Genomic DNA, 12,359 nt, shown 5'->3' with positions numbered 1-12,359 from the left:
AAGATCGGCACAAATGCCATGTCACTCTGGCAGCCCCCGCAGGGTGCGCCTTGAGCCGGGCAACGGCGGCGTTGTCGTCCTTGGAAAGGGGATCACCCTGCCGCGGCGGACGAGCGCCTTGCGTCTGCCCCGCTCAAGGCACGCAGAGCGGTTGGCATTCGTGCAGACCTCCCTGAAGGTCGCTGCCCCGAACCGGGTTCAGCGCACCATGTGGAGCTTTTGACCCAGCATTTGCGGGGTTACCAGCACCACGCCCGTCGGGCTGACCTCGAACCGTTCCTTGTCCGATTCCGGGTCCACCCCGATCTTCATGCCGGGCGGGATCAGGCAGCCCTTGTCGATCACCGCCCGGCGCACCTCGGCCCCCTCGCCCACCTGGACGTTGGGCAGGATGACCGCGTCCTCGACGTAGGCCTGTTCGCGCACCATCACGTTGGAGAACAACAGGGAATGGCGCACCACGGCCCCCGAGATGATGCAGCCACCGCTCACCATCGAGTCGATCGCCATGCCGCGCCGCCCATCCTCGTCGAAGACGAACTTCGCCGGCGGCAACTGCTCCTGGTAGGTCCAGATGGGCCAGTCGGTGTCGTAGAGATTGAGGTCCGGCTGCACCCCGATTAGCTCGAGGTTGGCCGACCAGTACGCATCGATGGTGCCCACGTCGCGCCAGTACGGCTGGTCGGTCAGGCCCGGTTCGCGGAACGGGTAGGCGTAGACCTGGTGCTCCTCGATCAGGCGCGGGATGACGTTCTTGCCGAAATCGTGCTCGGAATCGGGATCGTCGGCGTCGAGGATCAGCTGCTCGAACAGGAATTCCGTGCGGAAGACGTAGATGCCCATCGAGGCGAGCGACGAGTCGGGCGAGCTCGGCATGCGCGGCGGGTCGTCGGGCTTTTCCACGAAGCTCTCGATGCGCCCTTCCCGGTCGATGCCCATCACGCCGAAGGCGCGGGCCTGGTCGACCGGCACCTCGATGCAGCCGATGGTCAGGTCCGCGCCCTTTTCCACGTGGTAGGCAATCATCGGGCCGTAGTCCATCTTGTAGACGTGGTCGCCGGCGAGGATCAGGGTGTATTCCGACTCGTGCGCGCGCAGGATGTCGATGTTCTGGTAGACCGCATCCGCCGTGCCGCTGTACCAGGACTGGTCGTTCATGCGCTGCTGGGCGGGCAGCAGTTCGACGAACTCGCCGCGGGCGACGTGGTTGCCGCCCCAGCCGAGCTGCACGTGCTTGATCAACGAATGGGCCTTGTACTGCGTGAGCACGCCCATGCGGCGAATGCCGGAGTTGACGCAATTGGAGAGCGGGAAGTCGATGATGCGGAACTTGCCGCCGAACGGCACGGCCGGTTTGGCCCGCCAGTCGGTCAACTGGCGCAGTCGCGAGCCGCGTCCACCCGCCAGCACCAACGCCAACGTGTCCCTGGTGATTCGACTGACCAGTCGCTTGGGGCTGTCGACAATCATCCCGAAATTCCTCTCGCGCTCCTTGATTCGAGGCAGGCCCTCGTTGCCTGATGCCTGCCAGCCATGAGCCTAGCGCATCCCCGTTTCCCGGGTATAACAATTTTGCGCCAAACCGACCGACTCACCCTGGCTCGCCGCCGACCGGCCGCTATGCCATAGTCGGGCCATCGTGGGACCATGGTTCGGCACGGTCGAGTCCGGCGCTGTCTGATCGCCGCCAGGTAACCTCGGGCTCCGTCAGGGAATCCCCACCCGCGCGCCAAACAACCGGGATCAATTTCGCATGGAAAACGACCTTCAAGCCCTCGTCGATTCGCGCCACCACGACCCGCACCGGGTCCTGGGCGTGCACGCCGTCGACGACGAGAACCTCCAGCTGCGCACCTATCAGCCGCACGCCGAGGCAGTCGAGACCGTCGACCGCGACGGCGAGCCCATGGCCTTGAACCCGCACCCGGATTGCCCGGGCCTGTTCGAGGTGACCCTGCCCCGCTCCTGGGTGCCCAAGCACCCGAGTTACACGGTCACCCTGCCCGACGGGCACCGCTACGACATCGTCGATCCCTACAGCTTTTTGCCCACGGTCGGCGAACTCGACCTGCACCTGTTTGCCGAGGGGCGCCACCTGCAGCTCTGGCAGATGCTGGGCGCCCAGGTGCTCTCGGTCGACGAGGTGGTCGGCACCCGGTTTTCGGTCTGGGCCCCCAACGCCGAACGCGTCAGCCTGGTCGGCACGTTCAACGACTGGGACGGCCGCCGCCACCCCATGCGCGTGTTGGGCGACAGTGGCGTCTGGGAGCTGTTCGTCCCGGGCATTACGGTCGGCGACCTGTACAAGTTCGAGATCACCAGCCGGCTCACCGGCGAGACGCGGCTGCGCACCGATCCTCTCGGCCGGGCCTTCGAGCTGCGCCCCGACACCGCCGCGATCGTCCCCGATTTTCAGCCCTACGAATGGCAGGACGATGACTGGATCGCCCGCCGGGAGCACTGGCAATGGGACCAGGCGCCGATGGCGACCTACGAGGTCCACCTGGGCTCCTGGCGCCAACCCGACGGTCGCTTTCCGACCTACGACGAACTCGCCGACCAACTGATCCCCTACGTCCAGGAGCGTGGCTTTACCCACATCGAGCTGCTGCCGGTCACCGAGCATCCCTTCGATGCCTCGTGGGGTTACCAGACCACCGGCTATTTCGCCCCGACCAGCCGCTTCGGCAGCCCGACCGCCTTCTGCCGCTTCGTCGACCGGGCCCATGCCGCGGGCATCGGTGTCATCCTCGACTGGGTGCCCGCGCATTTCCCGCGTGACGAGTTCGCCCTGGCGCGCTTCGACGGCAGCGCGCTCTACGAGCACGAGGATCCCCGTCGTGGCGAGCACCGCGACTGGGGCACCCTGATCTTCAACTACGGCCGCCGCGAGGTGCAGAACTTCCTGATCGCCTCGGCGCAGTACTGGATCGAGCAACTCCACCTCGACGGCCTGCGCGTCGATGCGGTCGCCTCGATGCTCTACCTCGACTACTCCCGCCAGGGCGACGACTGGCTGCCCAACCGCCACGGGGGTCGGGAAAACCTCGAGGCGATCGAGTTCCTGCAGCGACTCAACCACACCATCCTGTCGCGCAACCCCGGCACGCTGATGATCGCCGAGGAATCCACCGCCTGGCCGATGGTCTCCCGGCCGCCCGAACACGGCGGTCTCGGGTTTTCCATGAAGTGGAACATGGGCTGGATGAACGACTCGCTCGCCTACCTCGCCGAAGACCCGCTTCACCGGCCGCATCACCACAACCGCCTGACCTTCGGCCTGCTGTACGCGTTTTCCGAGAACTTCGTGTTGCCGCTGTCACACGACGAGGTGGTCCACGGCAAGCGCGCCCTGCCCGCCAAGATGCCCGGCGACGAGTGGCAGCGATTCGCGAACCTGCGCCTGCTGCTCGCCTGGCAGTACACCTTCCCGGGGAAGAAGCTCCTGTTCATGGGCGACGAGTTCGGCCAGGGCAACGAATGGTCGCACGCGCACGAACTGGACTGGTGGATGCTCGAGTACCCGCCGCATCAGGGCATCCAGGCCCTGGTCGACCAGCTCAACTTCCGCTACCGGCACGAGCCGGCACTGCACGAGCGCGATTTCGAGCCCGGCGGCTTTACCTGGATCGACTGCAACGACCGCAATCAGTCGGTGATCAGCTTCCGACGCGACGGCCACTTCGAGACGGTGGTGGTGGTCATCAACTTCACCCCGGTCGAGCGACCCGGCTACCGTATCGGCGTGCCCGAGCCCGGGCGCTACCAGGTGCTGCTGAACACCGACAGCGAGGGGTTCGGCGGATCGGGCCAAAACCCGTCCCCCGGCGCGGCCGAGGCCACGCCCTGGCACGACCAGCCAGCAAGCCTGACGCTTGATCTGCCCGGCCTGTCGGCGGTGGTGCTAAAGCACGGCGGCGACTGACGACTCCCGCTGTGCCGAACCCACCACGGTCGGATAACATGCGATACTTGGCGGTTTGGGGAACGCGTTCAACGTGTCCCCAAGGCGTGACCCAAGGCATCACCCCAGGGGCGTGACGCCCTTTCGGCGCCGCCTGATCCGGCCGCCCCAACCGTTATCAAGGAGATACCGACGTGTCGCTGTCTGTGCTGTTTGCGACGAGTGAAGCCTATCCCCTGATCAAGACCGGGGGGCTCGCCGACGTCTCCGGCGCGCTCCCCGCCGCGCTCACCGAACTGGGAGTCGACGTGCGCCTGGTCCTGCCGCGCTACGGCGATCTCGCCCTGCGCGAGGACCAGACCACCGAACACCTCGCGCGTCTCGACGTGCTGGGCCAGCCGGTCGACATCCTGCATACCGTCATGCCCGACAGCGGCGTGCGCGTCTATCTGGTGGACCACCCCACCTTCTCGGCACGCCAGGGCAACCCGTACATGGGTCCGGACGGCAATTCCTGGCACGACAACCCCGACCGCTTCGCCCTGTTCGCGCGCGCGGCCGTCGCGGTCGCCACCGGCGAGGTCGATCCCGATTGGCGTCCGGACGTCGTGCACGCCAACGACTGGCAGACCGGCCTGATCCCGGCCCTGCTCCACGAGGCGGAAAAGCCGCAGACGGTCTTCACCCTGCACAACCTCGCCTACCAGGGCGTGTTCGACCGCTCCACCTTCGAACGCCTCGGACTGCCGTGGAGCCTGTGGCGTCCGGACGGACTCGAGTTCTGGGGCAACATGTCGTTCATCAAGGGCGGCATCGTGTTCGCCGATCGCATCACCACGGTCAGTCCCAACTACGCACGCGAGATCCAGACACCCGAATTCGGCTACGGGCTCGACGGGTTGCTGCGCCACCGGCGCGACTCGCTGGTCGGCATCCTCAACGGCATCGGCTCGGACTGGAACCCGGAAACCGACCCGGCCCTGGTCGCGCCCTATTCACGCGAGACGCTCGACGGCAAGGCCGCCAACAAGGCAGCCCTTCAGAAAGAGCTCGGCCTGCCGATACGAGACGACGTGCCCCTGATCGTGCACGTCGGCCGACTGGTCGAGCAGAAGGGCATCGACCTGGTCATCCAGGCCCTGTCGATGCTGGGCCAGCGCGACGTGCAGTTCGCCTGCCTGGGCAGCGGCGAACGCCGCTTCGAGCAGGCCCTGCGGGCACGCGCCGAGGCCGACCCCGAGCGCATCGCGGTGCGCATCGGCTACGACGAGGGGCTGGCCCACCGTCTTGAGGGAGGGGGCGATGCGTTCATCATGCCGAGTCGTTTCGAGCCCTGCGGGCTCAACCAGCTCTACAGCCTGCGCTACGGCACCGTACCGATCGTGCACAGCGTCGGCGGCCTGGCCGACACCGTCACGCCGGTCACGCCGGCCACCCTGCGTGACGGCAGCGCGACGGGCATCGTCATGAACCACGTCGACGTCAACTCGATCCTCTGGTCGATCGACGAGTTCACCGCCCTGTTCAATCGTCCCGACGATCTGTCACAGGTGCGCCGGCAGGCGATGGCCCAGCAGTACGACTGGGGGGCCAGTGCGCGCTCCTACCTGGAGCTCTATCACGCGATATCGAACGCTGAACCGCAATGATGAATCGATTCCAGACCAGCCCCGCCCAGGTCCGCGACGAACTGGCCCGCCTGATGGGCGCGGCGTTGCACGAAGGCATGAAGCGGTTGTTCGCCCAGGCCGAGCGGCAACTGTTCGACCTGGCCTCGTCGGAGACCGACAGCGATCGACGCGCCGAGGCCTTCGAGGCGATTGCCCTGTGTCGCAGCGAACAGGACGGCTTCTTCCGCGCCTTCGCCGGCGAACTGCAGAGGCCCACCGCGCCATGGCAGACGGCCGAGTGGCATGAGCTGATCGGTGACCGTACCCGTGCCCTGCGGTTCGAGGACGAGCTCGCCGAGGCCGGCCAGCGCTGCGGCATCGAGCACACCCAGTTCGAGGCCCGTGTCGGCCAACTGCACGAGGACGATCCGGACCATGTCCCCGCCGGGCTGTTCACCCTGGAATCGATCAGTCGGGCCTTCCTCGCCCAGACCCGCGACCTGCCGGAGACCGTACGCCGCCGCCTGATCGCTCACTGGGGCGAGCAGGTGCTGTTCCGGCTTACCCCGATCTACTCGGTGCTCAACGATTACCTGATCCAGGTGGGCGTCCTGCCCGGCATCAAGCGTCTGCGCGACCCGCTGGCCGACGCCGCGCCCGCCGTCACGCCGGCCACCGCCCAGCCGGCCATTCCGGACGTGCCGCAGCACGCCGGTCCGTCCCCCGACGGGCTCGCCGAGCGCCTGGTGCCCCTGGTGCGCGCGACGATCGGCGGCGACGACCAGTACCTGTTCCGTTTCGAGCGTGACCACGATTGGCGCACCGAAGATTTCGCCGGCTTCATCATGGACCGGCTCGAGCCGACGCTGCCGATCGCCAACTGGCCGACCCGCAGCCGGGAAATCATCCGCCTGGTGGGCATGACCCTGAGCGACGTGCTCAACGACGGGCTGATCGATCCGCGCCATCGCCGTCAGATTGCCACCCTGCAACTGGCCGTGCTGCTGCTCGCCGCCCGTGACCGGCATTTCCTCTCGGATGCCGACCACCCGATGCGTCGCATCCTCAACCTGCTCGCCCTGATCGGCTCCGACCCCGACCTGAAGCCCGATATCGAATCGACCGCCGCGATGCTGGTCCCGATCCAGCAAGCCGTGCTGGAAAACCCGGCCGAACTCGATCCCCTTTCCGAGCGGTTGCGTGACATCTCGCGCGGCAAGCCGGTCGAGGCCCCGGAACCGGCGGTCACCCCGGCCCACGAACGCCTCGCCCAGATCGAGGAGCGCTGTCGCATCCGCGTGGGCAAGATCCTCGCCGGGCACGTCAACGACATGCCGTTGCGCGAGCCGACGCGCGCCCTGCTCGACGACGTCTTCCAACCCTTCATGGTCCGCACCATGATCAACCAGGGCCGTCAAAGCGCTCCCTGGGCCGGCATCATCGGCCTGCTGCAGGATGCCCTGACCTTGCAGATCGACCCCACGCTGGGCCCCGATGACGTCAAGGCCTTCGGTCGGAACGCCTCCCAGGTCTTCAACGACAAGACCAGCGACGGCCTGCTCGCCGACGAGCAGCAGGCGCTCGACGCCTTCCTCGCCTATCTCGACTCGCAGAGCCGAGAGGGCCTCCAATTCGCCGAATCGACGGCGACCTCACGCCCCGATTCGGCGAGCGACGCCCCGCGGGTGGCCACGCCGTCAGCGGCCGAGGAGAAGGCACCGGCCGCCGACGTTGCCGGCGAGACCGCGCCGACCGAAACCGAGACCGTCGCCTCCGACTCGCTGACCATTCCCTCACCGGTCGAACTCGCCCCGAACCACAGCGACTCGCCTGCCCAGAAGACCCCGTCGAGTCGCGGCGCGTCCGACGAAACCGAGTCGGCCATCGACGAGCCCGAGGCCGATCAGCCCCCGTCCGAACCCGCCATTCCCACCGATGGCCTGCTGCTCGCCTCGCTGCCGACCGTGAAGGATTTCTTCGACCAGCAGAGCCGCAGCGAGGAATGGTTCGAGGTGTATACCGGTCCCGGGCGGGCGCTGCGCCGCCTGAAGATCCGTGACCTCGATCCCGACAACGGCGTGGTCAACTTTGCCAACCGCACCGGTCAGGCCAAGCTCAGCCTGCCGGTCGCCCAGGTGCTCGACGATCTGTTCGCCGAGCGCACCCGGCTGGTCTTCGGCAATCCCCGGTTCGCCCGCTCGCTCGCCACGCTGCGCGCCCAACTGGAGGAGCCTCGCGATGAACACTGAACACGCGACCCGCGCCAACGGTGAGGAGCAATATCGCGACCGTCGCGACTTCATGCGACTCGACAAGACCGGCACCGGCCTGCTGCGCCTGCGGGATGAATCCCACCCGGTGGGCAGCGGACGAATCGTCGACATCAGCGCCAACGGGCTCAATCTCTGCTGTGCCGCCGACTGGGCCGAGCGCGTGCGCCCGGGTAGCGGCGTCGAGGTGGTCGCCCGCCTCGAGGAGAGTGCCGAGCCGTTCTACCTGCTCGGCGAGGTGATCTGGTTCCGTCGCCTCGACAGCGGCGAGTGCCAGATCGGTATCGAGCTGCCGCTGCCCGGCGCGACGCCCGAGCTGCCGCACAACGACAATCGCGACTGGCGCGCGCTGTTCCTCGCCTGATCCCCGGGTCGTCCGGGTCGTCCGTGCCATTCGAATCGGGATGGGCGACCCGAGGCCGAGCGCGTCGTTGCGGGTGGCATTTGACTGACCCGCCCGCAGACCTGCCAAGGTTCCGGCCTGCCTGTTGTACAATTCCCGCCCTCGATCCGAGCCACGACGCGCCCCCGCCAACGGCGGTGACAGCCGGCCCGTGCTCGCCACCCGACACACACCGAAACGCCCGACCGACCTATGCGCATCATCACCGGTAACGCCGCCCGATCCCCGTTTCGACTCGCCAAGCTGCAAAAGCGGCTGGCCGCCATCCATCCCGGGATCGAGGCCGTGCATGCCCGGTTCGTTCACCTGGTCGATATCGGCGACGGTGGCGAGGTCGACGACGCCCGCCTGAACGAATTGCTCGATTACGGCGAGCGCACCGAAGACTGGTCGCCGGTCTGGCCCCGGGTCGTGGTGGCCCCGCGTGCCGGGACCATCTCGCCCTGGTCCTCGAAGGCCACGGACATCGCCCGCATCTGCGGCCTTGCCGGGGTGGAGCGTATCGAGCGGGGCATCGAGTTCGCGGTCGCCGGGCGCACGATCAACGCCGATGATTTCGACTGGCGACCGGCCCTGCTCGAGGCGCTGCACGACCGCATGACCGAGGCGGTCTATGAGGACCCCGCCGCGCTCGAGGCCTTGTTTACCCACGCCCAGCCCACGCCGCTCTCCCGCGTCACGCTGGGCGACGATGCCGTTGGTGCAATCGCCGCGGCGAACCAGCGCATGGGCCTGGCACTGAGCACCGACGAGGTCGAGTACCTCGCCGGCGCCTACCAGGACCTGGGCCGCGACCCGACCGACGTCGAGCTGATGATGTTCGCCCAGGCGAACTCCGAGCACTGCCGTCACAAGATCTTCAACGCCGACTGGACCATCGACGGCGAGGAGCGCGACCTGTCGCTGTTCGCGATGATCCGCAACACCCACCAGCGCCATCCCGAGGGCACGCTGTCGGCCTACAAGGACAACGCCGCGGTCCTCCAGGGCCAGGACGGCACCCGCTTTGCCGTCAATCCCGTCACCGGCACCTACGAGATGGTCGACGAACGCATCGACTTCCTCGCCAAGGTCGAGACCCATAACCACCCCACCGCGATCTCGCCCGACCCGGGGGCGGCCACCGGCGCCGGCGGCGAGATCCGCGACGAGGGGGCCACCGGCCGTGGCGGCAAGCCCAAGGCCGGCCTGACGGGCTTTTCGGTCTCCAACCTGCGCATCCCCGAGCTGCCCCAGCCCTGGGAGGCGGCCACCGCGGACATCGGTCGCCCGGACCGTATCGTCAGCCCGCTGGAGATCATGCTCGACGGCCCGATCGGCGCGGCGGCGTTCAACAACGAGTTCGGTCGCCCGGCCCTGGGTGGCTATTTCCGCACGCTGGAGATGAACACCGGCGACGACGAAGGTGCGCACCAACGCCACGCCTGGGGGTATCACAAGCCGATCATGATCGCCGGCGGCGTCGGCGTGATTCGCCCCAACCTGATCGAGAAGGAGCCCATCGCGCCGGGGCATCTGCTGATCGTCCTGGGCGGCCCGGCCATGCAGATCGGGCTGGGTGGCGGCGCCGCCTCCTCGCAGGATTCCGGCGCCGGCCACGCCGAGCTGGATTTCGCCTCGGTACAGCGCGCCAACCCGGAAATGGAACGCCGCGTCCAGGAAGTCATCGACCGCTGCATCTCGCTCGGTGACACCAACCCGATCGTCTCGATCCACGACGTCGGCGCCGGTGGGCTGTCCAACGCCCTGCCCGAGCTGATTAACGATGCGGGCATGGGCGGCGACTTCGACCTGCGCCAGATCCCCAACGACGAACCGGGCATGACGCCGCTGGCGATCTGGTGCAACGAGTCGCAGGAACGCTACGTGCTCGCGATCCAGCCGGGCGACCTCGAGCGTTTCGCCGCCCTGTGCGACCGCGAGCGCGCCCCATTCGCCGTGGTGGGCACGGCCACCGCCGAACAGCATCTGCGTGTCGCCGACCCGCACTTCGGCGACAACCCCGTCGATCTGCCGATGCAGACCCTGTTCGGCCACCCGCCCAAGATGCATCGCGACGTCAAGCACCAGCCGCACAACAGCATCGATCTCGATCTCGACGGCATCGAGGTCAACGCCGCACTCGATCGTGTGCTCGCCCTGCCCGGTGTCGGTGACAAGAGCTTTTTGATCACCATCGGCGATCGCTCGGTCGGTGGCCTGGTGGCCCGCGACCAGATGGTCGGTCCGGCCCAGGTGCCGGTGGCCGACAGCGCGGTGACCGCCACCGATTTCTATCACCATCACGGCGAGGCGATGGCCATGGGCGAACGGGCCCCGGTCGCGCTGCTCGACGCGCCGGCCTCCGCACGCCTGGCGGTGGCCGAGGTGGTCACCAATCTCGCCGGCACCGCCATCGAGGGCACCGACCGCATCAAGCTCTCGGCGAACTGGATGGCCGCCTGCGGCCACGAGGGCGAGGACGCCCGCCTGTTCGACACCGTGCGCACCGTCGGCATGGAATTCTGCCCGGCGCTGGGGATCAGCATCCCGGTGGGCAAGGACTCGCTGTCGATGAAGACCCGCTGGCAGGACGGCACGTCCGAAAAGACCGTCACCTCGCCGGTCTCGCTGGTAGTCACGGGCTTCGCCCCGGTCAGCGACGTGCGCCGCACCCTGACCCCGGAGCTGGTCTCGGACGTCGACAACCGCCTGTTCCTGGTCGACCTGGGCCTCGGTCAGAACCGCCTGGGCGGCTCGGCACTGGCCCAGGTCTACAACGCCACCGGCTCGACCACGCCGGACATCGCCGCCGCCCCCCTCAAGGCCTTCTTCGACCTGGTCCAGGAGCTAAACCGCCTGGGCTATCTGACCGCCTACCACGACCGTAGTGACGGCGGGGCGATCACCACCTTGCTCGAAATGGCCTTCGCCGGGCGCTGCGGGCTGGATCTGTCGATTGACGACCTGGGTGGCGACCCCATGGCCGGGCTGTTCGCCGAGGAAGTTGGCGCGGCCTTCCAGGTCAAGGCCGGCGATGCCGACTTCATTCGCGAGCAGTTCGAGGTCGCCGGGCTGGGTGAAGCCCTGATCGAGCTGGGCCGCGCGGTCGCCAAGCCGCAGGTCCATGTCGACTGGCGCGGCAAGACCGTGATCGACCGCTCGCTGACCGACCTCAAGGCCATCTGGTCGGCGACCTCGTTCCACATCAGCGCCCTGCGCGACAACCCGGCAACCGCCGAGCAGGCCTATGCCGCGGCAACCGACCTGGAGGACCCGCAACTGGCCGGCGCCGAGGCGAGCTTCGATGTGAGCCAGTCCGTCGCCGCGCCGATGATTGCCACGGGCACGCGCCCGCGGATCGCGATCCTGCGTGAACAGGGTGTGAACGGCGAGGTGGAGATGGCCGCCGCCTTCACCGCCGCCGGTTTCGAGGCCGTCGACGTGCACATGGCCGACCTGATCGCCGGCCACCACGACCTCACCGACATGAAGGGGCTGGTCGCCTGCGGTGGCTTTTCCTTCGGTGACGTGCTCGGCGCCGGTTCGGGCTGGGCACACGCGATCCGCTACAACGCTCGGGCCAGCGATGCCATGCAGGCGTTCTTCGAACGTGACGACACCTTCGGTCTGGGCGTGTGCAACGGCTGCCAGATGTTCTCGCAGCTGGCCGACCTGATCCCGGGCGCCGGCCACTGGCCGCGATTCCTGCGCAATCGCTCAGAGCAGTTCGAGGCACGACTCTCGCTGGTTGAGGTGCCGCAGTCGCCGTCGATCCTGCTGTCCGGCATGGCCGGCAGTCGCCTGCCGATCACGGTCGCCCACGGCGAGGGTCGGGTGGCCTACCGCCGGCCGGAAGATGCCGAACAGGCCTTCACCGCCCTGCGCTACGTCAATGGCCACGGCATCGCCACCGAACAGTATCCGGCCAACCCCAACGGCTCGGCCGCCGGCGAGACCGGCTTTACCACCGAGGACGGGCGGTTCACCATCATGATGCCGCACCCCGAGCGGGTCTGGCGGGCAAGCCAGTTCTCCTGGAAGCCGGCGCGCTGGTCGACGGATCAGCAGGACCCGGCCACCGATCGCGGCCCGTGGCTGCGCCTGTTCGAGAACGCCCGAGCCTGGGTCGACGGCGCGTGATGCCCGGAACGCCTCGCTACCGCCTGCCGCGCGCCTGACGTGTCGCCCGC

At 67.9% G+C, this 12,359-nt stretch carries 6 protein-coding genes; 5 read left to right on the top strand and 1 reads right to left on the bottom strand.

Annotated elements, in window-relative coordinates:
* Nucleotides 1-198 precede the first annotated feature (198 nt).
* A complete protein-coding gene (glgC, locus tag FAZ79_RS06750) occupies nt 199-1,467 on the bottom strand; it encodes a glucose-1-phosphate adenylyltransferase (RefSeq protein ID WP_136867232.1) in 1,269 nt (422 codons plus the stop codon).
* A 286-nt stretch (nt 1,468-1,753) separates the two neighbouring features.
* On the opposite strand from glgC, the gene glgB reads away from it, so the two are divergent.
* From glgB to purL, 5 genes are all read left to right on the top strand, one after another.
* On the top strand, nt 1,754-3,925 hold the full coding sequence (gene glgB / locus FAZ79_RS06745) for a 1,4-alpha-glucan branching protein GlgB (RefSeq protein ID WP_136867219.1): 2,172 nt from the start codon (nt 1,754-1,756) through the stop codon (nt 3,923-3,925).
* Between the two features lie 179 nt (nt 3,926-4,104).
* Complete coding sequence (gene glgA / locus FAZ79_RS06740; protein WP_136867231.1) at nt 4,105-5,553, top strand: glycogen synthase GlgA; 1,449 nt, start codon at nt 4,105-4,107, stop codon at nt 5,551-5,553.
* Nucleotides 5,553-7,763, top strand: a complete 2,211-nt coding sequence (locus tag FAZ79_RS06735; protein ID WP_169303628.1) for a DUF1631 family protein — start codon at nt 5,553-5,555, stop codon at nt 7,761-7,763. The genes glgA and FAZ79_RS06735 overlap by 1 nt, the downstream gene beginning before the upstream one ends.
* Nucleotides 7,753-8,148 (top strand): PilZ domain-containing protein, encoded by a 396-nt coding sequence (locus tag FAZ79_RS06730; RefSeq protein WP_136867217.1) that lies wholly within the window; start codon nt 7,753-7,755, stop codon nt 8,146-8,148. Before FAZ79_RS06735 ends, FAZ79_RS06730 begins: the two co-directional genes overlap by 11 nt.
* Nucleotides 8,149-8,379: 231 nt before the next feature.
* Nucleotides 8,380-12,309: a phosphoribosylformylglycinamidine synthase gene (gene purL / locus FAZ79_RS06725; RefSeq protein ID WP_136867216.1), complete on the top strand. Its 3,930-nt coding sequence runs from the start codon at nt 8,380-8,382 to the stop codon at nt 12,307-12,309.
* The last annotated feature ends 50 nt before the right edge of the window (nt 12,310-12,359 follow it).

Source organism: Guyparkeria sp. SB14A (assembly GCF_005096345.1).
GTDB lineage: Bacteria > Pseudomonadota > Gammaproteobacteria > Halothiobacillales > Halothiobacillaceae > Guyparkeria > Guyparkeria hydrothermalis.
This window is presented reverse-complemented; position numbering and strand designations above follow the sequence as displayed.

What these genes read in the sequence shown, in the direction of transcription:
- FAZ79_RS06730 (WP_136867217.1), top strand. Translation starts at nt 7,753, where the DNA reads ATGAACACTGAACACGCGACCCGCGCCAACGGTGAGGAGCAATATCGC.
- glgB (WP_136867219.1), top strand. Translation starts at nt 1,754, where the DNA reads ATGGAAAACGACCTTCAAGCCCTCGTCGATTCGCGCCACCACGACCCG.
- FAZ79_RS06735 (WP_169303628.1), top strand. Translation starts at nt 5,553, where the DNA reads ATGAATCGATTCCAGACCAGCCCCGCCCAGGTCCGCGACGAACTGGCC.
- purL (WP_136867216.1), top strand. Translation starts at nt 8,380, where the DNA reads ATGCGCATCATCACCGGTAACGCCGCCCGATCCCCGTTTCGACTCGCC.